The sequence below is a fragment of the Candidatus Omnitrophota bacterium genome (assembly GCA_030688425.1).
In the GTDB taxonomy this organism is placed as follows: Bacteria; Omnitrophota; Gorgyraeia; order Zapsychrales; family JANLHA01; genus JAUYIB01.
On the sequence record JAUYIB010000010.1, the window covers coordinates 66,638 to 90,533 of the forward strand.

Annotated in this window: 21 protein-coding genes, 1 tRNA gene and 1 other RNA gene; 8 read left to right on the forward strand and 15 right to left on the reverse strand. The window is 55.6% G+C overall.

The window, feature by feature from the left end; all coding sequences use genetic code 11:
- Positions 1–36: 36 nt before the first annotated feature.
- The 5 genes from Q8Q08_00770 to Q8Q08_00790 are packed head-to-tail and all read right to left on the reverse strand — an operon-like array spanning position 37 to position 5,302.
- Entirely contained in the window at positions 37–858 is an 822-nt protein-coding gene (locus Q8Q08_00770; GenBank protein ID MDP2652545.1) for an alpha/beta fold hydrolase, read from the reverse strand.
- Positions 846–2,021 (reverse strand): 8-amino-7-oxononanoate synthase, encoded by a 1,176-nt coding sequence (bioF, locus tag Q8Q08_00775; protein MDP2652546.1) that lies wholly within the window; start codon positions 2,019–2,021, stop codon positions 846–848. Before bioF ends, Q8Q08_00770 begins: the two co-directional genes overlap by 13 nt.
- Complete coding sequence (locus Q8Q08_00780) at positions 2,014–3,192, reverse strand: HEAT repeat domain-containing protein (GenBank protein ID MDP2652547.1); 1,179 nt, start codon at positions 3,190–3,192, stop codon at positions 2,014–2,016. The genes bioF and Q8Q08_00780 overlap by 8 nt, the downstream gene beginning before the upstream one ends.
- Before the next feature lie 12 nt (positions 3,193–3,204).
- Positions 3,205–4,161 carry a biotin--[acetyl-CoA-carboxylase] ligase gene (locus Q8Q08_00785; protein ID MDP2652548.1) on the reverse strand — a complete coding sequence of 319 codons (957 nt, stop codon included), beginning with the start codon at positions 4,159–4,161 and terminating at the stop codon, positions 3,205–3,207.
- Between the two features lies 1 nt (position 4,162).
- Positions 4,163–5,302, reverse strand: a complete 1,140-nt coding sequence (locus Q8Q08_00790; protein MDP2652549.1) for an IscS subfamily cysteine desulfurase — start codon at positions 5,300–5,302, stop codon at positions 4,163–4,165.
- 187 nt (positions 5,303–5,489) lie between these two features.
- Between Q8Q08_00790 and ssrA the strand changes: the two genes are divergently transcribed.
- From ssrA to Q8Q08_00825, 7 genes are all read left to right on the forward strand, one after another.
- Positions 5,490–5,764, forward strand: a transfer-messenger RNA (tmRNA) gene (gene ssrA / locus Q8Q08_00795).
- 23 nt (positions 5,765–5,787) lie between these two features.
- A complete protein-coding gene (locus Q8Q08_00800) occupies positions 5,788–6,186 on the forward strand; it encodes a hypothetical protein (protein ID MDP2652550.1) in 399 nt (132 codons plus the stop codon).
- A gap of 218 nt (positions 6,187–6,404) precedes the next feature.
- Positions 6,405–6,488, forward strand: a tRNA-Leu gene (locus Q8Q08_00805).
- Positions 6,489–6,641: 153 nt separating this feature from the next.
- Positions 6,642–9,044, forward strand: a complete 2,403-nt coding sequence (locus Q8Q08_00810; protein ID MDP2652551.1) for a hypothetical protein — start codon at positions 6,642–6,644, stop codon at positions 9,042–9,044.
- Positions 9,045–9,138: 94 nt separating this feature from the next.
- Positions 9,139–10,509, forward strand: coding sequence for a DUF2723 domain-containing protein (locus tag Q8Q08_00815; protein ID MDP2652552.1), 1,371 nt, complete (start codon positions 9,139–9,141; stop codon positions 10,507–10,509).
- 13 nt (positions 10,510–10,522) lie between these two features.
- Positions 10,523–10,684 (forward strand): hypothetical protein, encoded by a 162-nt coding sequence (locus Q8Q08_00820; GenBank protein ID MDP2652553.1) that lies wholly within the window; start codon positions 10,523–10,525, stop codon positions 10,682–10,684.
- A gap of 31 nt (positions 10,685–10,715) precedes the next feature.
- Positions 10,716–11,342: a hypothetical protein gene (locus tag Q8Q08_00825; protein MDP2652554.1), complete on the forward strand. Its 627-nt coding sequence runs from the start codon at positions 10,716–10,718 to the stop codon at positions 11,340–11,342.
- A gap of 122 nt (positions 11,343–11,464) precedes the next feature.
- Here the strand turns inward: Q8Q08_00825 and Q8Q08_00830 are convergent, their stop codons facing one another.
- The 5 genes from Q8Q08_00830 to Q8Q08_00850 are packed head-to-tail and all read right to left on the reverse strand — an operon-like array spanning position 11,465 to position 16,654.
- Positions 11,465–13,213, reverse strand: a complete 1,749-nt coding sequence (locus Q8Q08_00830; protein MDP2652555.1) for a tetratricopeptide repeat protein — start codon at positions 13,211–13,213, stop codon at positions 11,465–11,467.
- Positions 13,214–13,216: 3 nt separating this feature from the next.
- Entirely contained in the window at positions 13,217–14,260 is a 1,044-nt protein-coding gene (gene rlmN / locus Q8Q08_00835; protein ID MDP2652556.1) for a 23S rRNA (adenine(2503)-C(2))-methyltransferase RlmN, read from the reverse strand.
- A gap of 47 nt (positions 14,261–14,307) precedes the next feature.
- Positions 14,308–15,273 carry an acetyl-CoA carboxylase carboxyltransferase subunit alpha gene (locus tag Q8Q08_00840; protein MDP2652557.1) on the reverse strand — a complete coding sequence of 322 codons (966 nt, stop codon included), beginning with the start codon at positions 15,271–15,273 and terminating at the stop codon, positions 14,308–14,310.
- 49 nt (positions 15,274–15,322) lie between these two features.
- Positions 15,323–16,147: a L,D-transpeptidase family protein gene (locus tag Q8Q08_00845; GenBank protein MDP2652558.1), complete on the reverse strand. Its 825-nt coding sequence runs from the start codon at positions 16,145–16,147 to the stop codon at positions 15,323–15,325.
- Between the two features lie 42 nt (positions 16,148–16,189).
- On the reverse strand, positions 16,190–16,654 hold the full coding sequence (locus tag Q8Q08_00850) for a divergent PAP2 family protein (protein ID MDP2652559.1): 465 nt from the start codon (positions 16,652–16,654) through the stop codon (positions 16,190–16,192).
- Between the two features lie 526 nt (positions 16,655–17,180).
- Between Q8Q08_00850 and Q8Q08_00855 the strand changes: the two genes are divergently transcribed.
- A complete protein-coding gene (locus tag Q8Q08_00855) occupies positions 17,181–18,713 on the forward strand; it encodes a YifB family Mg chelatase-like AAA ATPase (protein ID MDP2652560.1) in 1,533 nt (510 codons plus the stop codon).
- A gap of 3 nt (positions 18,714–18,716) precedes the next feature.
- Here the strand turns inward: Q8Q08_00855 and Q8Q08_00860 are convergent, their stop codons facing one another.
- The 5 genes from Q8Q08_00860 to Q8Q08_00880 form a co-directional block, all read right to left on the reverse strand.
- Complete coding sequence (locus tag Q8Q08_00860) at positions 18,717–20,267, reverse strand: hypothetical protein (GenBank protein ID MDP2652561.1); 1,551 nt, start codon at positions 20,265–20,267, stop codon at positions 18,717–18,719.
- Between the two features lies 1 nt (position 20,268).
- A complete protein-coding gene (locus Q8Q08_00865; protein MDP2652562.1) occupies positions 20,269–22,062 on the reverse strand; it encodes a hypothetical protein in 1,794 nt (597 codons plus the stop codon).
- 335 nt (positions 22,063–22,397) lie between these two features.
- Positions 22,398–22,637: a hypothetical protein gene (locus tag Q8Q08_00870; GenBank protein MDP2652563.1), complete on the reverse strand. Its 240-nt coding sequence runs from the start codon at positions 22,635–22,637 to the stop codon at positions 22,398–22,400.
- Positions 22,638–22,662: 25 nt separating this feature from the next.
- A complete protein-coding gene (locus tag Q8Q08_00875; protein ID MDP2652564.1) occupies positions 22,663–22,878 on the reverse strand; it encodes a hypothetical protein in 216 nt (71 codons plus the stop codon).
- Positions 22,879–22,887: 9 nt separating this feature from the next.
- The gene (locus tag Q8Q08_00880) at positions 22,888–23,772 is read right to left on the reverse strand and encodes a hypothetical protein (protein ID MDP2652565.1); all 885 of its coding nucleotides are present in this window, start codon (positions 23,770–23,772) and stop codon (positions 22,888–22,890) included.
- Positions 23,773–23,896 lie beyond the last annotated feature (124 nt).

Consider the following 23,896-nt stretch of genomic DNA (forward strand, 5'->3'; position numbering starts at 1 on the left):
ACCCGCCGCGGCTTACCGCGGGGAGTGAGGAGGGCTTCATTTTTCCTGCCGGGGAAGGAACGACGACAGAAAACGCTCGATGGTCTCGTTGAACTCATACGGTTTGGTCAAAAACGGGAAGTGCCCGCAACGGGGGAACAGGTCCAACGTCGCTCCCGGGATTGTCCTCGAGAAATACGTGAACAATTCCTTCGGGCAGATATAATCATCCGTTCCGTTGATGAACTGGACCGGCAGCCCGCCGCGCGGCATGTGCTCGCGCAGGTCTTCATTTTCCAGGACGTCCAGCATCTGCAGCAGGGCTTCCTTGTGGGGAAAATCGATATTTTGCCGGAACGTCTGGATCCACTTGTACCGGCGGCTGCCCCGCTCGTAATGCGTGAACAGCGAACGGAAAAAAATATTGACCATGCTCGGATAATCAGAATTAAGCTGGGCGGCGAGCTTGCGGATGCGCGACACTTCCAGCCCGTACGGGTAATCTTCGCTGCGGCTGAAACGGGGCTGGGAGCCGACAAACACCAGAAAACGCACCGCCTGCGGGGCGATGGCAAAAAGTTTCAGCGCCACAAGCCCTCCGAGAGAACTGCCCACGACGCCGACCTTCTCAAGGCCCAGGTCCCAGAGGACCTCGCGGATGTCTCCGGCGATCTCGGCCAGCGAAATTTTACGCCACTCCGTCTTGCCGTGTCCCGGCAGATCCACGGCAACGGCGCAGAACCGCGCCGAAAAATGTTTGACCTGCTGGCGCCAAATCCGGGAATCCACGCCCCAGCCGTGGATAAACAGGATCGGGTCCCCCTGCCCCTCGACTTCATAATGCCAGTTCATTCCCCGCTTGGTCTTCAAATAAGGCATAGCGCTCTTCCTGTGTTTTTGAGTTGTTCCGTCAAACGGTCCAGATCTTCGCGCGTGTGTGTCGCCATCACGGTCACGCGCAGCCGGGCGGTGTTGGCCGGCACTGTCGGAGGCCGGATGGCCGAGACAAAGATCCCGGCCTCCAGCAAACGGCGCGAGAACTCCACGGCCAGCCCGGAATCCCTTACAATGATGGGAATGATCGGCGTCCGGGTCCTGCCGATGTCAAATCCGAGTTCCTTCAAACGGCCGCCGAGATAACGCGCATTGTCCCACAGCGTTTCCCGGCGGTCCGGTTCATGTTCCATGATTTCAATGGCCGCCTGCGAAGCCGCGGCCACGGCCGGCGGCATGCCGGTCGTATAAATAAAACTCCGAGCATGGTTGACCAGATATTCGATCAACGTCTCCGAGCCGCAGCCATACGCGCCAAAGGAACCCGCGGCCTTGGAAAACGTGCCCATCTGGATATCCACGCGGCCTTCCAATCCGAAATGCTCCACAGCGCCCTTCCCGTTTTTGCCTAACACCCCGAACGCGTGCGCCTCGTCCACCATCATCATGCAACCGTATCTTTCCGCCAGGGCCGCGATGCGGTCCAGGGGCGCGATGTCGCCGTCCATGCTGAACACGCTGTCCGTGACGATCAATTTGCGTTTGGCCGACGACGGCTCCCGGAGCATCCCTTCCAGCGCGTCCATGTCGCTGTGCGGGTAGCGCTTAAGCTTGGCCTGGCTCAAAAGGATCCCGTCGATGATGGACGCGTGGTTGAGCCGGTCAGAGAACACAACGTCATCCCGCCCCATCAGCGAAGAAATGATCCCGACGTTGGCCATATAACCGCTGGAGAACACCAGCGCGGCTGGCGCGCCCTTGAACGCCGCGATCTTTTCTTCAAGCCGGCGGTGCGAAGCCATGTTGCCGCACACCAGCCGCGAAGCCCCGGAGCCGAACCCTTCTTTCTCCATGCACTCCGCCGCGGCCCGGATCAAACGGGGATCGTCCGCCAGCCCCAGATAATTGTTTGAACAAAAATTCAAGACTTCGCGCCCGTTGAGGACGATCGCCCGCCCCTGCGGTCCTTCCACGTCCCGCATCCTGCGCCGCAACTGCTGTTGTTCGAGCGCGGCGATGTCGTTCCCGAAAAAAACTTCCTTACTCATGCGGATTGTCCTCAATCCATTTCGCAAAAGCGGCAATGGCTTTTTGATTCTGCTCTGTCGTCGGTTGCCATCCATCGGATCCGTTATAATAACCGAAATAACTGCCCGTCAGGTTGTTCACGGCCTGGACGACATTGGAGTGCCGCCACTCTTCCATGGAGCCGTCCTTTAAAAGTTCCAGCAAAACAGGCGCGCAGGCCTTGTCTTTGATTTCCGCAAGCAGGATGGCGGCATAATACCTGACATCCCTCGCAGGATCGGACAGGACCGCGACCAAAGACGGCCTGACATCCGGCCTGTCTTTCTTCAAAATCATATACCCCATGACCACCGCCTGTTCCCGGACCTTGGCGGAGGGATCCCGCATTAAGTCCTGAAATACGGGAATCAGCGCCGCATCACCGGATTCGGCCAGCACATACACCGCTTTCCAGCGCTGCTCCTCGTCCTCCGATGAGAGCAGCTTGAGGACAGCCGGGTGCGGAGGATGTCCCTTGGACAGGCTCCGCATGGTCTCGAAAAATTCCAGCGGTTTTTCAGGATATTTGTTGATCAAATTTTCAATGACGCTAAAATCACCCAGTCTTTCCAGGGCATAGACCGCTTGCCGGATTTCATGATCGTCCCGGCTTTCCTTAAGGATTTTCAACACCTTCAGAATCATTTCAGTCACGGCCAGCTCTGCCGTCAAACTCAAGCCGCGGTCGCGATTCCAATACTCATCGTTTTCCAGATCGGCCCAAATCATCGGGACCACCAACTGCCGGTGTTTTTTCAAAAGCTCCAGACACTTTCCCCGGGCCGCTTCCTTTAATCCATAAATACCGTTGGCATCCCGGGCCATGATCATGCTGGCCAATTCCTCAGGAGAAAGCTGGGCGGCGTTCTCCGGCGCGAACGAGCCCGGGATCAACGCGTAATCACGGTCCTTCAACAGGGGATAGGCTTCCTGGTAAAGATACACCTCTTCCCCCTGCTGTTGCTCATAAGGAAGACGCGCGATCGATTCCACAGTCACAAAGATTTTCTTGATCCGTTCTTCATCCTCTTTTTGCCGTTGCGCCACCGCCTCAGGAGACAATTCTTCCTCCGAGGATTTTGCAAAAACCCGGCCATCCGTCACCAGGGACAAACAAAGGACCATCAAGAAAAAGATTGAAATGCTTCGCATGAACAATGCCTCCTATCCAATTTGCACCACATCCCCGGACATTTTTTTGATCAGCGTGCCCGCATCGCTGCGGATCACCAATCCACCGTCACTGGCCAAATCCAGGGCCTCGCCTTCCACCGTGCCGCCGGAATCGGAAATCCGGACGCGCCGGCCGATGGTCGCCGACAATTCCTTCCACTTATTGAGAACGGCCTCAAATCCTTCGGAGGACGCCTGAAAATACCAGCGCTCCAGGCGTCTCAGGACTTCCTGAAGCACGGCCACGCGGGCGGCGCTCTGTCCGCTCTCCAATGTGACGGACGTCGAATGCGGCGGCAGGTGGGCCGCGGACGTGTTCACGTTGATGCCGAAACCCACGACCACAAATTTCACCCGTTCCACCTCGGCGTTCAATTCGGTCAGAATTCCGGCGAGCTTGCGGCCGTTGACCAAAAGATCATTGGGCCATTTGATCGCGGCCTGCACGCCGGTGGACGCGGCCACGGCCTCCCGAAGCGCCACAGCGCACAACAGCGTCAATTTCGGGACGTCCATGGGGTTGAGCCGCGGCCGTAAAATCACGGAAAAATAAAGTCCTTTGCCCTTGGGCGACACCCAGCTGCGGCCCAGCCGCCCGCGGCCTTTGGTCTGGCTTTCGGCGATCACGACCGTTCCCTCCTCGGCGCCCTGAAGCCCCAGCCGGAACGCCTCGTCCATGGTCGAGGAAACGGCATCGTGGGAATGAACATGTCTCCCCATCACTTTTGTTCCCAGAACGTAACCGATCTCACGCGGCAGAAGCTTGTCCGGGCAGGACAGCAAGCGGTACCCGAGATGCGGGACCGCAACGATGTCGTATCCGTCCTCGCGCAATTCCTGGATGTATTTCCATATCCCGGCGCGGCTGACGTTCAGGGAACGGCTGATCTCTTCCCCGGACAGATAGGAATCACTTTTCTTAAGAAACTGGATGATCTGGTCCTGCATATCAAATCCTCAATCTTTTGACAACAGCCGGCAGCGTTTCCAGCAAGGCATCCACATGCTCCTGCGTTGTCCACCGGCCGATGGTCAACCGCAGAGAGCCGAACGCCAGCTCATCGGAAAGCCCGATCGCCCGCAGGACGCGCGACGGCTCCATGGCCCCGGCGGTGCAGGCCGAACCCATGGAAGCGGCGATGCCTTCCATGTCCAGGCTCATCAGCAGGGTCTCCCCCTGAATCTTGTCGAAAGAAAAATGAACGTTGTTCGGCAGGCGGCTGGCCGGATGGCCGTTGAGCCGCACGCCGTCAATGCGCCTAAGCACCTCGGCGATGATCCGGTCACGCAGGGCTGTTTGAGTTCTCGCTTCATCCGCCATTTTGCCGCGGCAAAGCTCGACCGCCTTGGCCATACCGACAATCCCGGCCACGTTTTGCGTGGATGCCCGGCGGCCGCGCTCCTGGTCACCGCCCATCAAATAATGCGTGACCTTCACGCCCTTGCGGATGTAAAGCGCGCCGACGCCCTTGGGGCCGTAAAATTTGTGCGCCGATAACGACAGCATGTCCGCGCCAAGCTCCCGAACGTCCACCGGAATGTGCCCGACGGTCTGGACCGCGTCCACCAGAAAAGGAATGCCGCGCTCCCGCGCGACTTTCCCGATCCCGGCGACCGGCTGAATGGTGCCGATCTCGTTGCTGGCATGCATCACCGCGATCAAAACCGTTTTGTCCGTGATGGCCTTGCGCACGGCCTCCGGGTCCACGAGGCCGAGAGGATCCACATCCACAGAGGTGACGCGGAATCCAAATTTCTCCAAAAAATGGGCCGGCTCGTGAACGGAATGGTGTTCAATACTGGAGATGATGATATGGTTGCCCTGGTCCCGATGGCTGAACGCGGCGCCCAGAATCGCGGAATTGTTGGATTCTGTGGCTCCGGAGGTGAAAACGATCTCCTCCGGCAGGGATCCGATGAATCCGGCCAATGTCTGACGGGCGTCCTCCAGGGCCTTCTGGGCCTCGCGGCCGAAGGCGTGCGGACTGGAGGCATTGCCGAAACGGTCATGGAAAAACGACTCCATGGCCCGGATCACTTCGGGGTCAGCCGGAGTTGTGGACGCGTAATCGAAATAAAAGGGATTCATCATATAAGGAAAAATTCCCCTGGAAGGGGATGAGTCATCATACCGAGTTTTCAGCCCATTGTCAACCGACTGCCGGCTTCCGGTTGACAATGAAAAAGGAGGCCTCCCGGCCGTGAAAGGTCGGATTGACAAAAAAAGGGGGGGATGCTATATTGAAGGACATTTTTTGATAATATATAGAGGTATCGGGGCTGTCCTTGGCTTCCTTTGATTAAAAAATCGGACAGGGAAGCCAGGGACTGGCCCCGTTTTCCTCTAAAATAAATTTGATCGTTTTTAGGTTATTGGGGCTGCCCTTGGCTTCCGTTGATTAAAAAATCGAACAGGGAAGCCAAGGGCTAGTCCCGATTTCCTCTAAATATAAATTTTGTTCATTAAGGAAAATCGGGGCTGTAGCTCAGTTGGGAGAGCACTTGCATGGCATGCAAGGGGTCAGGGGTTCAACTCCCCTCAGCTCCACAAATTTCTCATCAAGGATCGCTCGATTGAAACAATTTCGCGTCGTCCTCATCATCGGCATCATTGAAATCCTGATCGGCAGCATCTCCCTTTTTATCGTTTTCAGTTCTTTGATTCTCGGCACAAGCGCCAAGCCCCCCGGCATCCTGCTGTTCATTGTGGCCGCGGCCTGCATATCCACCCTGATCGGCATCGGCATCCTCAAGTTCAAAAAAGCCGCCTACAATGTCCTGCTGTATTTCTCGTCGGTCATCTTTCTGAGCAAAATCCTGATTTTCATGGACATCATCCAACTGAACGATGCGGTGGGCACATCCATTCCGGGTCATGTCAAAGACGCCATTTCCATGGCTTATCACGGATTCGTCATTTATTACCTAAAAAAAGACGACATCCGCAAGATCTTTCATTTGCACGTTGATTAATAAACTTGTTGGAGTGACGGCAATGCTGTTCCTCATCCCATCTGGAAAACAGCATTCTCCGCCACTCCCTATCAGTGACCACTGCTCTTTCATTTTTGTCGCTTGAAAAAACTCTGGAGTGACGGCAATGCTGTTCCTCATCCCATCTGGAAAACAGCATTCTCCGCCACTCCGTAGCAGTGACCACTGTTCTTTCATTTTTATCATTTAGAAAAACTGCTGGAGTGGCGGAACTGGTATACGCGCTGGTCTCAAAAACCAGTGACTTCACGGTCGCGAGGGTTCGAATCCCTCCTCCAGCATAAAATTTGCATCTCCGCACACGAAACTCAACTGCTCACAGGGGATCACCAGATGACCGAACTTCCTCCCCATGCTTTGGAAAACGCTGCTGCCTCGCGCAGGGGCAACCCAGTTCACAATCCCCAACCCCACAATAAAATAAAAGGACCGGCATGACATCCCACTCCTTGAGCCCCAGAATCCTCTACGGCCTATTTCTGCTCTCTCTCGTCACTTTAGTCTTTGAACTCTTGATCTCACGCGTCATGAGCGTCATTGCCTGGTACCACTTTTCATTCATGGCGATCTGCCTGGCCCTGTTTGGATTAACTCTGGGAGCCGTTATCGTGCACAAATACAAAGACGCCTTTCTGAAAAACTATTCCAGCAACCTCCGCCGGTGCGCTGCCGCATTCTCATCGGCGCTGCTGATCAATCTAACAATCGTCTGCCAGCTGCCGGCGTTCGTGAATTCTTCGGCGTCGGGAGACTGGCAAATCACCTACCGCTATTGGAACATTCTCTGGATCTTCGCCTCAACCGCCCTGCCGCTCATCAGCTCCGGGGTCGGAATTTCGCTCATCTTCACCCGTTATGCCGGCCATGCCAATAAGATATATTTCATCAACCTCTTGGGATCATCGCTGGGCTGCCTGTTATTCATTCCCCTCATCAACTCCCTGGAGGTCATCAATTCCTACTTTATCCTGGCGTTAGCCGGGGTCGTAACGGCCATTTTATTCGACGCTTCGGCCCCCGCGGCGCAGAGAAAAACAAAGCACCTGGTCGGATTGCTGCTGTTCCTGGCCATCGCCCTCTGCGTCAATCTGAGCACGGACTGCTTAAAAATCCGATGGACCAAGGGACAGCTGGTCAATCAGGCTTTTTACAAAAAATGGAATTCCTTCTCATATATCAGGCTCTTCGAGATCCCGGGTCAACCCGCGCCCATCGGCTGGGGGTTTGCCCCCAAAAAACAACAGGAGGTGTTCAGGAACCGCGTCAAGCAAATGTACCTTGACATCGACAGCATTGCCGGCACGCATATGACGGATTTCGAACAGCGAGATTTCCGAAAAATCGATTTTCTAAAATACGACATCACATCGCTCGCCCATTATCTTGTCACCGGCGGGGATATGCTGGTCATTGGTGTCGGAGCGGGCAGGGATGTTCTGGCGGGCCTGCTGTTCGGCCAAAAAACCATTACCGGGGTTGAGATCAATGAGGCGATCCTGAATATCCACAAAAAAGTCGTCCCCCACTTCACCGGCGACCTTAGCCATCATCCCAAAGTTACCCTGGTTCACAATGAAGCGCGCAGCTTCATCAACGCCTCCGACAAGAAATTCGATCTCATCCAATTGTCACTCATCGACACCTTTGCGGCAACTCAAGCCGGAGCTTATGCCCTAACAGAAAACAGTCTTTATACGACCGGCGCCTTTCATACGTATTGGGATCACCTGACGGAATCGGGGGTCCTCAGCGTCTCCTACTGGATGCCCCTCGAAAGCCCGGAACACATGCTCCGGATGCTGGGGGCAGCGACCGAATCTCTAATGAGGGACGGGGTCCTTCAACCCAGGGCCCATTTCGTCCTCGTCCACACCGACGGCCTGTTCGAAGGCCGGGAGGTTGGGACCCTGCTCGTCAAAAAGAGCCCCTTCTCTGCCCAGGAGCTGCATCTTGTCAAAAATTATTGCGAGACCATGGGATTTCATCTTATCCTTTCACCGGCGGGCTCGCACTTCCCGGCCTTCAGGGAAATGTCGGACCCGACGGGGGTGCGGGAATATCCCCGGCATTACTTCCGCAACATCACCCCGGCCACCGATGACAAGCCTTTTTTCTTCCTCTTGAGCCGATTCGATACATGGGAGTTCGTCAAACAATTGTGGCCACCCAATTTCAGCGCGGAGCACATTTTATTCTCTTTGCTGGGACTCATGACCATTTTAACCATCTTGTTTGTGATTCTGCCGCTCTGCAGAATGCAGCAGCCCATGAAATTGGATACGACGGCTATCCCCCTCACCGTCTATTTCAGCACGATAGGCATAGCTTTCATGTTCGTGGAAATGTCGCAGGTCACACGATTGAGCTCCTTCTTGGGACATCCTATCTACAGCTTGTCGATCACGCTGTTCTCATTCCTCCTGGGAAGCGGATTAGGAAGCTTCTTCTTAGGGAGGGTCGATACCCGGCGAGGAGTTACCGCATATTCGATGCTGTTTCTCACCATCGCCATAGGAACGGTCCTCTTTATGGCCCCGGCACTTTCGTTTTTCTCCCGCCACCCCATCGGCACGAGAATGATCGCCTCAATTGTCGTGGTCCTTCCCCTCGGATTCTTTATGGGGTCCTTCCTCCCTCAGGGGATTAGGATTCTCGATAAGAAAAACGGTCCTATCGCATTATTCTGGGGATTGAACGGGGCCATGTCCGTCATCGGCTCTATCCTGGCCATGATTGCGCAGATCACCTTAGGGCTGAACACGACATTCCTGATTGGCGTGGTCCTGTATGCTTTGGCCATCCACTTGTTGCTCAAGATGAAGTTTACCAATTGTTAACCCATAAACACCCTTGAGATTTTCCAACCCGTCGGTCATTTTTGTAAAGACATCCTCTTGCGAAGCCTGTCCTCCTTGTATTCTTAATCCTGCCATGAAACGATTGCCGTTCAAAAACGACAGCGTCTTCCTGCTGGTGGCATTAACCGTGATCAGCCTTTTCCTGCGTTTAGCCTTTTTGAGCAAAGGTCCTTATAACGTCGACTGCCTCGACTTCGCCATCAAATCCGAGGAGCTCCTGACAACGGGACGTCTTCAGACCAGCGGCCCCGGATATCCTCTCTTTATCCTGCTGGGAGCGGTTTTCATCGGTGCGGCGCGGATGTTTTCCATCCACGACCCGGTCATCGGGGTCAACGTGATGAGCGCGTTCTTCGGCGCGATGTCGGTGGGCGCCCTCTTTGTGCTCCTGCAAAACCTCTTGAACAGGACCGCCGCGTTTTTCGGGGCTGTCATGCTGTCCGTCTTCCCGATTTGCCTGGCGGAATCCACCTACGGTAAGAATCACACCGCGAGTCTTTTCTTTCTCCTGGCAGGTCTCGCGGCCCTGGCCTCTTTTCAAACAACAGGACGCAAACGAGCGTTTATTTCCGCTGCGACATTGCTGGGCGCGATGGGAGCCACTCGTATTCAAGACCTCCCCTGGATCATGCCGGCGGTCACCGTCCTCTTCTTCTGGCCTCCGGGCGAAACCGGCCGGGTCCCGGCAACCCCATTCCTCAACAGGCTCAAACTTTTCACGCTCATGATCACCATCGCCGCATCCGTGATGGCCGTCTTGCATCTTCCGTTCATCCTCGGCACAGGGCGCGGCAATTATCTCGGCTATTTTGCCAAATCCTGGGACATCGGCGTCACTGCGAATTTTCGCGGTCTCATATCGCCGTCCCTTCTCAGCAGTCTTGTCATCCTGGTCTGCGGCCTGACGCCGGTCGGGTTTCTCCTGTCGATTCTTGGAACAGGAAAACTCGCTGTTAAAAATCGAAGGGTATTCTATTTTCTTCTCACTTGGCTCGTCTTCACGCTTGGCTTTTTCGGCAATCTCGCCGGGACCACCTCGCGCTACCTCCTCATCCCGGCTGTCCCTCTCATCATCGCGCAAAGTTATCTGATGGGAACCCTCTGGCAAAGCCGCTCCCGGCTCATCCGGTACGGCGCCGGCCTAACATTCGTCTTCATCATCCTCCTGCTTTTCTCCCAGACCTATCCGATCCTGCAGTTCCGGCACCGGTTCGCGCCCATGGTGGACTTCAGTTATTTTGTCCGGGACAACACCGCGCCTAACGCGGTCATCATCGCGTCCGACGAAGGGTGGTTCATCAGATATTACGCCGAACGGGAGCCCCTGAAGCGGCCCGATTATCCTGCCCCCCCGGGATATCCAGGCCTTCCGCGCAGAATTGGACAGGGTTCTGGAGGCCGGACATCCGGTCTACACGACCCTTTCAGGAATTTACAGTTATGACCCCGGCAAGGAAATGTTGCGGATGCTCGACCAGGATTATGACCTCTATTACATCGGCGACCACATGACGGAACTCTGGCACAAAGGCGCGACAATCCTGCAGGTCGTACCGGAACGGCTCTTTCGGATCAGAAAAAAAGAGGCGGCTGACCATTTGCCACAGGTAACGCATTGACGGGCTGCCGGCCAAGTGTTACACTTTCGGTATGAAAAAGTCCTTTCCTTTATTCCTGTCTTTCCTCTGCGCCCTCTGGGCCTCTCCCTTGTCCGCCCAGACTCCGACGGCCGCATCCACCGCGGACAGCGATCTTCAGACCATCACCCTCAAAGATGGAACAGTCCTGAAAGGCAAACTGGCCCAGGTTGAAGGCGACAGCTATGCCGTCCAGACCCCCAACATGGGAACCGTCAAAGTCCCTGTCAGCGCCGTTTCCAGCATCACCACCGGCCAAGCCCCCGCACCGATGCATCCGGACGCGCAGGCCCTGCAGAATTCCCTCTCAGGACTTCTGGGAGGGCAATCCGCCGCAATGCCCCAGCTCGGGCAGATGGGATCTTCACAGCAAGCCCTGATGATGGATCCGGCGTTCCTGGCGGAAGTCCAGCTGATCCTGCAGGACGAAAACGTGCGCAAAATCCTCAGCGATCCGCAACTCCAAAAAGATGTCATGACGATGGACCCGGACACGATCCAGAACAATCCCTCCATTCAGCAATTGATGACCAACCCGCAAATGCAGGAACTCATGCAGAAAATGGCTGAAAAAATGGCCGGGGGAATGCAGGGTCCCGGGGCGGGCACCGGCGCGGCGCTTCCTCTTACAACCCCTTAAGTCCAAATCCCTCCGGCATTCTCCCTTGGCAAGCAGAGACGGCGAAGATCACTCAGAACAGCGGATTTTAAACGGATACACTGCGGACGAACGGCGGGACAACAGCCTGATTCCTCAGGCCTTTATTTCTTGTTCATGGCCTTGAACACCAGGACCTTATTCAAGGCCTCTCCGGCCTCAAGAATCCGGCCTTGGCGACGGTACTGTTCCAGGGCCTTGGCGAGATAGGACTGGGCTTCCTGATCCCGACCCAAATGCAGATGGATCCCGGCGAGATTATAATAAGCCTCGGCGAACTCAGGGTTCAGTTCAACAGCTTTCTGAAGACTCTGGATGGCCTTGTCAAACTGCCCCAGCGCCGAATAGGCCTGTTCAGCGGAAAAATAAAAAGCGGCTTCATTCGGCCGCATCCATATCGCCTCCTCCAAATACGTAACGGCCGAATCCATGTCCCCCCGGTACAAATAAACCACGCCGAGATCATGACGCAGGAGAGCGCTCTGGCGGTTGGCCCTGACCGCGGACTCGTAAATCGCGGCCTGGTCATGCCAATCCGTGTTGCGCAGCCATGTCCTGGCCAGATAAAATCCGGCGATCCCCGCCACCAGAACGACCACTGCCGTGCGTCCCCATCCCGCCGGCCGGGCCAGCCAGCCGGCATAAAGGCCGTAAGCCAACAAAATGCAAAAAGCCGCCGATGAAGCGTACGCGTACCTCTCGGCAAAATAAATTTGCCCCGGGATGATATTCGATGCCGGTAACAGCAGAATAAAAAACCAGGCCACGGCAAAAGCGACAAACGGCTTTTTCTTGCGCAGCGCCAGGGCCCCGGCCGCGAAAACAGCCAGGACAAGGATCGAAGCCATGGTCCAGGGGTCTTTCGGAGACTGGGACAAAACAGCCGCCGCGTTGAAATCTTTGGGCGCGAAGGAGAATATCCCGGGGGAGATGATGTGATTGTGCGTCAATACGGCGGGGCACAGCAGAATTCCCGCATATTTGACGGCGGCTTTGATAAAAACAAGGAACGTCAGATAAAAACTGTCATGCAAATAGCCGCTGCGAGTCCACTCGCCCAGGACCAGCCACTTGAGGAGCGCGTACGATAAAACCGCTCCGGCAAAGGGAGCGGCCCGCCGGCATAACGCGTTCCACCCTTGTGCGCCTCTCCGTACACATGCGTCAAAAATAAAAAACAGGACCGGCAGAGTCATTGCCAATTCGCTCGTGTAAACCGCCAAAAACGCAAAGATAACCGCAAGGACATACGCCTTTTGAGGGCGGGTCCCGCCGGCACTTTCGCGGAGAGCATGCCGCGCCTCAGCCGTTTTCATCACCGCCGCCTTCTCTCCAATTTCCCATTCCCCGCTGTAGGAACTTGAACGTATATAAAAATAAAAAGAGGCGAGCATCCAAACAACCCCAAGGGTGTCTGTGGCGGCGGTCATGTGAGTGACGGCCTCGGCATGGACGGGATGGAGACCAAACAACAAAGCCGAAAGAAACGCCACAGGCCTACTTCCAAGGAGGAGCAGGGCGATGCGGTAGACGAGAGACGTGGCCGCCAGGTGCGCGAGCAGGCCGGCCAGCTGGAAGGCCCACGGCAGTCCCGAACCAAGCTGGTACAAAACACAATGGACCACAGTTTTAAGCGGCGCATAAACCGCGCTCTGGCCGTCGGGAGGGATAAAACCGGAAAAAAATCTGGGGAGGTTGTGCCAGTCGCGGATCAGCGGCCAATTGGCGATATAATCGAAATCGTCCAGGGTGAATCCGTTCCAGAAAATGTTGCTGTACGCCAGCACCGTGACGGCAAACACGGCGAACAGAGCGGAACGCGGGTCCTGGATGATTGAGCGGATTTTATTCATGTCTTACGAAGACGCGGCAACGCCGGCCGCGTGCCTCAGCTGGCCGCAGGCGGCGTTCACGTCCCGGCCGCGCGGCGTGCGCACCGTGGCGTGGACGCCATGACGGAGCAGTTCCTGCTTAAACCGTGAAATCTCCGTCCGCGTCGGCGGGTTATGGTCAAATTCCTTAACCGGGTTATACGGGATCAAATTCATCTTACAGACGATGCCCTTGAGCAGTTGTCCCAGCGCTCCGGCGGCTTCGGGCGTGCATGTCACGCCCGGGATCAAAATGTACTCAAACGTGATCTGGCGCTTGGTCGCCTGAAAATATTCCCGGCACGCGGCGATCAGATCGTGCATCGGGTATTTCTTGTTGACCGGCATCAGGACCCTGCGGGATTCGTCGCTGTACCCGTGCAGGGAGATCGCGAGTTCGATCTGAATGCCCTCTTTCGCCATCCTCCGGATCTGCGGGATCACCCCGCAGGTCGAGACCGTGATGCGCCGGGCCGCGATGTTCAGGCCTTCGGCGGAGTTGATGATGCGGATCGCCTTGAACACGTTGTCGTAATTGTCCAGCGGCTCGCCGGTCCCCATGAAAACGATGTGAGACAGCGGCCTGTCCTGGGCCTTTTTCTTGGCGTAGAGGATCTGGCTCAGGATCTCGGCGCTGGTCAGGTTGCGCTGCCATCCGCCGATGCCGCTCGCACAGAAGCGGCAGCCGAATTTGCAGCCGGCCTGGGTGGAGACGCAGACCGTGGCCCGCTCCGGCGTGGGGATCAGGACCGTTTCCACTTTCTCGCGGTCCGGCAGGTCAAAGAGCATCTTGCGGGTCTTGTCCCCGGACACAAGCTCCTGGGCGACCTCTGGCCGGGCCAGGACAAACCGGTCTTTCAGCTCCGCCCGCAATTCAGACGGCAAATTCTTCATGGCGTCAAAATCTTCGGCGCCTTTTTTATAAATCCATTCAAAGATCTGCCGGGCGCGGAACACCGGCTGTCCGGACGACGCCAGGACCCCGCACAGCTCTTCAAACGACAAATTTCGGATATCCTGTTTGTCCATGACTGGTCAGGCGCTCTTGAAATTCTGCGGAAATACAGACAGGGCGTTTAGGCCGCGGCCGGGGCTTCCTTGAAATGTCCGATGCTGCGGAATTTCTGGTACCGGGCATTCAGGAGTTCGTCGTTGGACAGGCCGGACAGTTCTTTAATATTTTTCAGGATGAGTTTCTTAAGGTTGGCGGCCACGGCTTCCGGGTCGCGATGGGCGCCGCCGGGCGGTTCCGGGACAATGTCCTCCACGATCCCGAATTTGAGGAGATGCTCGGCGGTAAACCGGAGCGCGCGCGCCGCTTCGGGGGCCTTGACACTGCTGCGCCACAGGATGGAGGCACAGCCTTCAGGGGAGATGACCGAATAATACGCGTTCTGAAGGATGCCGACCCGGTCGGCCACGCCGATCCCCAGCGCTCCTCCGCTGCCGCCTTCGCCGATGACGGTGGCAACGATGGGTGTGGCGATACGCGCCATCTCCCGGATGTTGGTGGCAATGGCCTGGGCCTGGCCGCGCTCCTCGGCCCCGACACCAGGATAAGCGCCGGGAGTGTCAATGAGGATAACGATCGGCAGATGAAATTTCTCGGCAAATTGCATCAGCCGCAGGGCCTTGCGGTACCCTTCCGGATGGGCACAGCCGAAATTCCGGCGGATGTTGTCCTTGGTATCGCGGCCTTTCTGATGTCCCATGACCATGACCTTTTTTCCGCCGATCTTGGCAAGCCCCGCGACCAGCGCCAAGTCGTCCGCGAACAGCCTGTCCCCGTGCAGTTCGACGAAGTCCGTGGTCATCATGTGGATGTAATCCATGGTATACGGCCGGGCCGGGTGCCGGGCGATCTGGACGCGCTGCCAGTCCGTCAGGTTGGAATAGACGGTGTCCTTCATCTTCTCGAGCTTCTGCTCGAGTTTTTTGACCTCGGGCTCCAGGTTGATTTTCTTGTCGGAGCCGAAATTCTTCAATTCATTGATTTTGGCTTCAAGTTCCAAAACCGGTTTTTCAAAATCCAGACCTGCCATTTTTTCCCATCCGTGATTGAGTGTTGATGGTGTCGAAAATGAAGGAAGATCAGTCGACGACCACGACTTCCGTGTTCATGGGGATGAGGCTGTAGAGTTCCTCAACCTCTTGATTGCGCATGCGCACGCAGCCGGCGGTGACCTGCTGCCCGATGGTCTCTGGCTGGACAGTGCCGTGGATGCCGTAGCCGGGGATGTCAAATCCCAGCCAGCGGCTGCCGAGGACATTGGCCGGGCTCTCCGGCGGAACCACAACGCCGCGGTGGAACCAGACCGGGTCGACGAGTTTAGAAGTGACCTTGAACTTGCCGACCGGCGTGCTGTTGTTCTCGCCGGTTGAGACCTGGTAGACCTTCACCACATCGTTGCCGTCTTTGAGGATCAGGATATTCTGTGATTTGTCGACGAAAACATTGAAACTGCCGGTCCAGACGCGAAGCTTCTGCCCCAGCCGGATCACGTCGCTCTTCAAATTGTTGCTGCGCTGGACCAGCTCGACCGTCGTGTTGTATTTTTTGGCGATCTTGGCCAGGGTGTCCCCGGTTACGACCTCATGCATGACGGTCTTCCCGTCCACAACGACGCTGGAAAAAATGATGTCCAGATTCAGCGTTTCCAGCTCTTTTTGCACGCTGTCGATGTTCTCGGCCTCCGGATAATTGGTCATGATCTCCTGATAGACCTCACGGGCCTTCACCACCTCATTGTCCTTTTTCAGGGCGGACGCCTTGGACTGGAGCTCTTTGAGCTGGGCGCCGCTCGAGGCCTGGCCGCCCCCGGCTTCCACCCGGGTGGCCTTGCCCTTCGAAAGAAGGAACACCGTCAAAAGCAATAACACAACAACTGCCGAAATGATCGCGACTTTTTTATCCACGGGTGAGTCCTCCGGATAGGATACGTCCGATTTTTAAAACTGTCATTTAACCCAAAATCCGTAAAGAACGATGGCCAGGATGATGCCGAGCAACGCTCCGGCCAGAACCTGAATGGGGGTGTGTCCGATCAGTTCCTTGAGCCGTTCGGACTCGATCTTCCCCCGCCAGTAAATGTCATCCATGACCTTGTTTAGGATCTCCGCCTGTTCACCTGTCGCGCGGCGGACCCCCTGGGCGTCGAACATGGTGACAAGCGCGAAAACAGCGGCCAGGGCAAAGGGAACGGATTCAAATCCCAGCTGCATGCCGCAGGTGGTCGCCAGGGCTGAGGCCCCGGCCGCGTGGCTGGAAGGCATTCCCCCGGTGCCGATGAACCAGCGGAAATTGAACCGTCTTTCACGCACAACGCCAAACAACACCTTGAGACTCTGGGCAATGGCCCAGACCGTGAGCGTAATGATCAATATTTTGTTATGAAAGATCCCCCAAAAAGGATTTTCCGTCATTCTCCATCCATCTCTTCAAATCCGGTGATTGCCCCGCATGATTTGCTGACGCAAATCAAGACTACTGGGCTAATGGTTTGGCCCTCTGGCCAAACCACCCTGAACGGAACTGAATGGGTTCGCTCATCAAATTTACGTTCGCCCTCCGGGCTCCGTAAATTTGTGGCTCATTAGGAACTCTTTCCAGGCGAGGAAGATACACAAATTGACGATTCAGGGAATTTATGCTAAGGTGTATTATAGTTTCGAAGCCCTTAAATTGCAACATTTTTAACTCCTGCTTCGCGTTCCCTCTACCCCTCTTGCTCTGATCAGCCGTAAACTCGAGACATCCCTGAGTCGTCCCCTTTTCCCTCTGGCGGTTGTTGCGCCCCTCCCAGCCGCAGTTCTGTTTGCTCTTTAAACTGATGCCCAAACCCTGAAGCAAGGGATCCTCAACTTTTCCAAAACACTGTTTAAAGTTTGGGAGAACCGTTGATGAAGTTCCTTTGAGATGTTTGGGAAACCATTGAAAGGGGTGGAAGTTATGCTGGCCAAAGTCTTTAGCTACGGGATCTGCGGGCTTGACGCTTACCCGGTCACCATTGAAGTGGATGTGGCGCCGGGCCTGCCGTCCGTTGCCATCGTGGGACTCCCGGACAACGCCGTTAAGGAAAGCAAAGAACGGGTCCGCGCCGCCGTCAAAAACAGCGGCTATGAGTTTGCGGCGGACCGGATCACCATCAACCTCTCTCCCGCCGACATCAAAAAAGAAGGGCCTTCCTTTGACCTGCCGATCGCCCTGGGCCTCCTGGCCGCCACGGGACAGATCCCGTTGTCCCGGCTGGGAGACTACGCTTTTCTGGGAGAGCTGTCCCTGGATGGAGACATCCGGCCTATTCAGGGGGCCCTGGCTGTGGCGCTTTCAATCCCGAAAGGGCAATTCCAGGGACTTGTCCTTCCAACCGGGAACGGCGCCGAAGCCGCCGTCACGAGGCAAATTCCGGTTTACCCCATCCGTTCGCTCACACAAGCCGTTCACTTCTTAAGCTGTCCTGAACCGCCTCCGGCTCTGCATATAGACATCGCCGGACTATTCTCCCGGGCAAACCAATACCCGGTGGACTTCAGCGAGATCAAGGGGCAGAGCCATGTCAAACGCGGGCTTGAGATCGCCTGCGCTGGCGGTCACAACGTCCTGCTCGTGGGTCCGCCCGGCAGCGGCAAGACCATGCTTGCGCGGCGGATTCCGACAATTCTTCCGGATTTGACCGAAGAAGAGTCCCTCGAGACGACCCGCATTCACTCCGTCATGGGACTTGTCCCCCAGGAGATTGGGCTCGTGGTCACGCGGCCGTTCCGTTCGCCTCACCATACCTCATCGGATGTGGCGCTGGTGGGAGGCGGCTCTGTGCCGAAACCCGGGGAAGTGACGCTCAGCCACAACGGCGTTTTATTCCTGGATGAACTTCCGGAATTCAACCGCAGCGTTCTCGAATCCCTGCGCCAGCCGCTGGAAGACCACCATGTCACCGTGTCCAGGGCTTCGCGGACGAGTTGCTATCCCTGCCGGTTCATGCTCGTCTGCGCCATGAACCCCTGCCCGTGCGGCTGGTTCACGGATCCCAGGAAGGCATGCCATTGCAACCCTGCGCAAGTCCAGCGTTATCTCTCGAAGATCTCCGGCCCTTTGCTGGACCGGATCGACATCCATCTGGAGGTCCTTTCGCTCCCGCCCCAGGACATGCTCGGCAACACCGGGTCCGAATCCTCCCGGGACATCAAAAAACGGACCGTCCAGGCCCGGGGGATCCAGCTGGATCGTCTGCGAGGGTCGGGGATTTATACCAATGCCCAGATGAGCCACAAGCAGATCAGGAAATTTTGCAACGTTTCCGGAGAAGGGGAAAATCTTTTGCGCCGGGCCGTCGAGGAGCTCGGGCTTTCGGCCCGCGCTTACGACAAGGTCCTCAAAGTCGGCCGGACCATCGCGGATATGGAGGGAAAAGACGCCGTCCAGCCGGAACACGTGGCTGAGGCCATTCAGTACCGCTGCCTGGACAGGAATTGGTGGGGATAAAATTTACTTGGCCGGCGCGGCCAAGGTGGTGCCGGCCAGGGGAAATTCCTTGATAACGGTGAGATGGTATTTATTCAAAATGACTGTATCGCGCTTTCTATGTTCCCAAAGACCGGATTGATCCCCTGAAATAAGATAATAATAGTCAAAGGGACCGTCCGGATCACCCCATGCCGGCCATTTCAGCCATTCCATGCGGTATTTGGCCTTATAAAAATACAAACCGGGAGTCAAACTCCAATCGTTCCCGATTGAAAGCGCCGAGTCCTGTAAATTCTTGCCGGCATTCATGGCCGCCAAATCCCGCATCATCTCTTTGGTGGAGGCATCGTACCGGCAGATATAAAAATGGGACACATTGGCCGCGCTCACAAAATGTGCCAGGGTCAGAAAGGCCAACGCTATCCCAAAACCATGCCCCAACATAGAGAGCCACTGGCTGCGGGCCGACGACATTTGCTGCAAAAGGCAGATCAGCAAAAGCAGGAACAACGGGATGAAATACGCCCCGCGGCGTTGCGTCAGAAAAAGGGATCCCGTAACGTGGTGCTGAATAACAACCACTGTCGCAGCGACGACCACGAGCGCGAAGACGGCGATCAGGGACCGCTCGCCGGGAGTTAAAACCCTCCGGGATATCAACGCGCGGACCGCCAGCGCAACGGTTGTGCCGAGGACAAAAGCAATGAGCCCCCAGAGCAACGGCCCCCAGCTGGAATGATGCTCATACAACACCGCCCGCACAAGGCTGGGAACCGTATCTGCCCAAAAACCCGCGGTCCCTCCTTCAATGAACTGGTCGTTCCGGCCGGCCATCCGCAAAACCGGCTCGGCCAAAAAAGATACCAAAAAAATAACGCTCGGCACGATAAGAAGCAAAAAATTATGCCAAAACTTTTTTACGGTTCCGCCCCAAGACCCTCCGGGGATAGGACGTCCCAGGGAAAATATTTCCCACAGGAACAAAATTGCCAGAAAAGCCGTGTAAACCTGGATAAAAACCAAATACGACAAAATCGCCAGGACCATCAGGCCGGACAAACGCAGGACATCCATGCGCCGGGTTTCCTCGTCCGTTTCTCCCCGGAGGATCCGTAAATAATAATAGAGCGCCCAAGCCCAGAATCCCAGCCCCAAAGAATATCCGCGCGCGGCTGAAAACAGTTCAAGCATAAAAGGGCTCAACGCCATCAGGACCAGACCCGCTACCTTCAGCCATCCCCCGCCCAAAAGATTCAGAATCCTGACAACGGCAGTCAAATAAAGCACGTGGCCCATCAGCGCGGGGACCCGCAAGGCGAACTCCGAAAACCCGAAAATCCGGTACAGCCCTTCCATCAACAACGTGTTCAACAGATGATTGTTGGCCGGTGACCAGGTATCAAATCTGAGGGTTTGGGACAGCGGGCACCGGATGGCATCAATGATGGAGTACGCCTCGTCATGAAAAATGGAGATCCGCCAGGCGCGGACGGCCGTGTAGGCCAACGCGAGAAAAAGGACCGCCCCCATGCACAACTTGCCGGCATCATCCATTGAACGATTCATCTTCATATCAGCCGCGACGGGTCGCCCCCTCCCATTTGAAATCACAAAACCGGCTGCACAAAAACAAGACCAATGGCGGGACCGCCTTCATCGACAGCCGGCCAAACACTTCCGGGTAATACTGGACGATTTTGTCGGGCTCCTGCCAGCCCAATCCCCCCGCCAGACTGAAGACGAGAACGGCCGCGCCGGAGAACAGCAGGAATTGTTCCTCCCGGCTCCACCCCCTCGGGTTGCGCAATAAAAACAGCGCCAAAAACGCGGAAATCACGGCACAAAAATCATAGGAATACGCGGACAGGATGTGAACGCCGGTTGTTATCACTGCCGCGATTTTTTCACCGGAAAAACCGACATGAAGCTGGTCGAAGTGACATGGGAACCCCTGCAGCCGCAACCAGCCAACCCAGATAAACGGAATCATCACGGGCGCGGCAAACCATCCGGCGATCCTCAGGCGTTCGGCAACCGTCACCTGCCGCCGCATGGCCCATAAAACCGCGAGGCCAAGGATCACCGTCATGGCCGCTCCCTCGCCTTTCACAGAACACATTCCCGCGCACATCAAAGAGACAAGAATGAGCAGTATCCTGGGGCGCCCCTGTTGAAGCCAGGCCAGCGTCAACGCCGTTGCCGCTATAAAAAATGCCAGCAGAATATTTTCAGGTAAGCCCCAGGTGAACACGCGCCGGTTAAACATAACCAGGTGCCAGGCCAAAACGCCCCAGGCCATCCATGGCCGCAGGCGCATGAACTTCAAGCATAAGAGGAACAACATATAGAAACAGAACAGGGCCGCGATCGCGGCCCAATAGGCCGCCTTATCATAGCTTTCTCCTGCACAAAAGTACTGAAACGCCACATAGATGGGCCAGGCGGGGGGGTAAGAAGCGGCGGAATGATTAAAAGTCTTGATAAACTGGCCATCATGAAACAACATTTTGGCTCTCAACGACCAGTTGGACATCTCATCCCAGGCAAAGGTATGCCTCCCCGCCAACAACATCACCATCAGCAAAAAGAATCCCGCCATCATCAATAATCCCGCAGGCCCGGCTACTGCCGGCTCCCGGAGAGACGGGAGATCATTTTTTAAGCTCTTGCGGGCCATGAGACAACACGCCGCCAGGACCGACAAAAATCCGATCCCGCCCACGGAATAATTCGACAGCGTGCCGCCGGCCATCAGATATATCCACAGCGGCATGACGATTGCCAGGAATCCCGTCAGATAATATAGCCCCAGTCGTCCCGCGATGTGCGGCAGAAAACGGACGACACCCGCCAAACGGCAAATCAAAAAACCCAACGCCGCCGTCAACGCCGAGGACGCCATAAAAATCCCCCAAACAACACCAACCGGGTGCCGTTGGCTCCCCCTGTGACTTTCATCGGCAACTTCAGCGCCCGGCCTGACAAAAAGCCTGATGGGGCCGCCATCCTCGAACATCCGCCAGTCCGGCCCCGGAGGATTAAAGCTTTTCTTAAAATCGATGACATACGGGCTGCCCGGCTCAACTTTCAACGGGTATAAAAGCGTCCTGATGAAGACATCTTCCCGGGGATCGGCTTGGCCGCGCGGCCAGGAAAGGTCCACCGCGGCTCCGGAAGGCAGGATCCTTTGAATTTCATGGAATTCCGGGAAGGCGTCGCCCGAATCCGTGAGGAGCCGTTGCTTGATTGCGGAAGGATTGTAAAACAGCCGAAAAGCAGAAAAATGCTCAGCGAGAAACCGGCCCAGTCCCAGGAGACTGGCGGCGATAAAGGCCCCCATGAAAAAACTTAAAACCAATTTCTTCATTGTGGATACGGTAATTTTCAGTCCCCCGTCCATTCGTCAGAAATGATTTTTTATCGTATCACATATCCCGGGGCCAAACTACGGTTTTCGTTTAGACAATCACGGCGGGACAAACACGAAGAAAGGATTCCTGCGGAAAGAAAAAACAAAAGACAGACGGGAGACACTTTGTTGATTTTAGCAAGGGGGCTGGGATTTCCAACACTCTTCACGTCCAATCCGGGCCAAACAGCCGCTGCAGAAGGCGGGGAAGGGATTTCATGAAAACGGCCAGGGGTTATGTAAAACCGGAACACGCCTAACAACTTGGCGGAAACGACTTCCCGGATAAAAAACTACTGTTCGATACCTATCTCGATGGAAACGTTGTTCAATCTGGCGGTGGAGCTTTCCATGACGGCGGCTTGATGAAGCAGCATGTTCCCGTAATTGTATTTAAATGACGCTGGAGTTGTGCCCAACGTCAGGACCACCGCAGCAGCGATCAACATGGCAAAAATAATGAGAAATTCCACCGTGCTTTGGGCCTTGGCTGGCTGCATCTGCGGCTTCCGCTTTTCCCATGATCTGGACACTGAGATCACCTTCCTGTTATCAGCATCAATTATTGTCCAAAATTCTGTTCGTAATATCGTTGATGGTATTCACATTATCGTACATCGTCTTATTAAAATACTTCCCAAACAACGATTTCGTGCCGCCCAGAAAGGTTATCATGACGACCGTCACGGCCGTGAACAAGACCAGATAATCGATCATTGTCTGCGCGGCGGGCGGCCTCCCATGGTTTCTCCGCTTTATAGAATGCTTTTTCATGTCAAAGAATTAAAATGGTTGACAGGTCACCGACCGCGTCCAGAGACTTCCTGATGGTTGCCCGAAGGAGCCCCGATCCATGGCAAAATCCACGCAGGAAAGATTATCAGTGGGGCCGCATTTGAATTCCTCGTCGATCTCCCCATCGCAGGTATCCATCGACGAAGGATAGGTATTCATCAGGGGCGTCATCCAGCAACCCTTGTCCCACGGCTTATAGATAGCGCACGGCGGCGTCGGACAGGTGGCCTGACTAAGAGCAGCACAATCGCTCGGAGCATACTTTGTTGTACACTGGGAGATATCGTCAAACCGGTCACATTCAGGGGTGATACACCGATAATCTTTCATCTCGCAAAAAACACTGGGAGTCCCGGGGGGCACACCGTCATGGGCTGCACACGTGTCTGTCGCTACGGCCCGTGCTTGGCAGGCGGCCAAACTCATATAGTCACCCGCCTGCATGGCACGCCGATTTCTTTCGGCGAGTCGCCCTCCCCCATAAATAGGATTAATCCAGCAAGAGTTGGTCTGCCCGGCCGGGCAATTCCCTGAAGAGGGTGCGGTCCCCACAATAACTCTTGCGGCATTAAGACATTTACATTGACCAGTCCCGGAATAAAGATAGAATAATCCACTTTTAGTGCCATAGACATCCAGGTCCGACGCGCCGGGGACCCCTTCATCAAGATTCGTGGTGATGTGCCGGACGGGGTCGATCAACCCAACCCAGAGGGGAGACTGGTAGGTATGAATGGTTGGTGTCCAGCCATTATATGTGACCCACCACCTTTTCCCCGGCATCGCGAAAAGAAGAATAAAAGATATAACAGCGGCAAACAGGATCATATACTCCATTGTGCTCTGCCCGGGCTTGCGCTTTCTATTTTTCATGGGATCGGCCTTATCTATAATAAGGTTAGAAATAGCAGGACTTATTGAAAGTATAGCATAAAATTTACGCCTGATTTGACATTTTTAGCGTAAATGGCGGCGACGTAAGCCCATACAACTCTAA

Excerpts from the sequence above, each read along its gene's own strand:
- Q8Q08_00850 (MDP2652559.1), bottom strand. The coding sequence starts at position 16,654 with ATGACGGAAAATCCTTTTTGGGGGATCTTTCATAACAAAATATTGATC.
- Q8Q08_00815 (MDP2652552.1), top strand. The coding sequence starts at position 9,139 with ATGAAACGATTGCCGTTCAAAAACGACAGCGTCTTCCTGCTGGTGGCA.
- Q8Q08_00790 (MDP2652549.1), bottom strand. The coding sequence starts at position 5,302 with ATGAATCCCTTTTATTTCGATTACGCGTCCACAACTCCGGCTGACCCC.
- rlmN (MDP2652556.1), bottom strand. The coding sequence starts at position 14,260 with ATGGACAAACAGGATATCCGAAATTTGTCGTTTGAAGAGCTGTGCGGG.
- Q8Q08_00865 (MDP2652562.1), bottom strand. The coding sequence starts at position 22,062 with ATGAAGAAATTGGTTTTAAGTTTTTTCATGGGGGCCTTTATCGCCGCC.
- Q8Q08_00770 (MDP2652545.1), bottom strand. The coding sequence starts at position 858 with ATGCCTTATTTGAAGACCAAGCGGGGAATGAACTGGCATTATGAAGTC.
- Q8Q08_00880 (MDP2652565.1), bottom strand. The coding sequence starts at position 23,772 with ATGAAAAATAGAAAGCGCAAGCCCGGGCAGAGCACAATGGAGTATATG.
- Q8Q08_00875 (MDP2652564.1), bottom strand. The coding sequence starts at position 22,878 with ATGAAAAAGCATTCTATAAAGCGGAGAAACCATGGGAGGCCGCCCGCC.
- Q8Q08_00825 (MDP2652554.1), top strand. The coding sequence starts at position 10,716 with ATGAAAAAGTCCTTTCCTTTATTCCTGTCTTTCCTCTGCGCCCTCTGG.
- bioF (MDP2652546.1), bottom strand. The coding sequence starts at position 2,021 with ATGAGTAAGGAAGTTTTTTTCGGGAACGACATCGCCGCGCTCGAACAA.
- Q8Q08_00785 (MDP2652548.1), bottom strand. The coding sequence starts at position 4,161 with ATGCAGGACCAGATCATCCAGTTTCTTAAGAAAAGTGATTCCTATCTG.
- Q8Q08_00855 (MDP2652560.1), top strand. The coding sequence starts at position 17,181 with ATGCTGGCCAAAGTCTTTAGCTACGGGATCTGCGGGCTTGACGCTTAC.
- Q8Q08_00830 (MDP2652555.1), bottom strand. The coding sequence starts at position 13,213 with ATGAATAAAATCCGCTCAATCATCCAGGACCCGCGTTCCGCTCTGTTC.
- Q8Q08_00780 (MDP2652547.1), bottom strand. The coding sequence starts at position 3,192 with ATGCGAAGCATTTCAATCTTTTTCTTGATGGTCCTTTGTTTGTCCCTG.
- Q8Q08_00840 (MDP2652557.1), bottom strand. The coding sequence starts at position 15,273 with ATGGCAGGTCTGGATTTTGAAAAACCGGTTTTGGAACTTGAAGCCAAA.
- Q8Q08_00860 (MDP2652561.1), bottom strand. The coding sequence starts at position 20,267 with ATGAAGATGAATCGTTCAATGGATGATGCCGGCAAGTTGTGCATGGGG.
- Q8Q08_00810 (MDP2652551.1), top strand. The coding sequence starts at position 6,642 with ATGACATCCCACTCCTTGAGCCCCAGAATCCTCTACGGCCTATTTCTG.
- Q8Q08_00820 (MDP2652553.1), top strand. The coding sequence starts at position 10,523 with ATGTTGCGGATGCTCGACCAGGATTATGACCTCTATTACATCGGCGAC.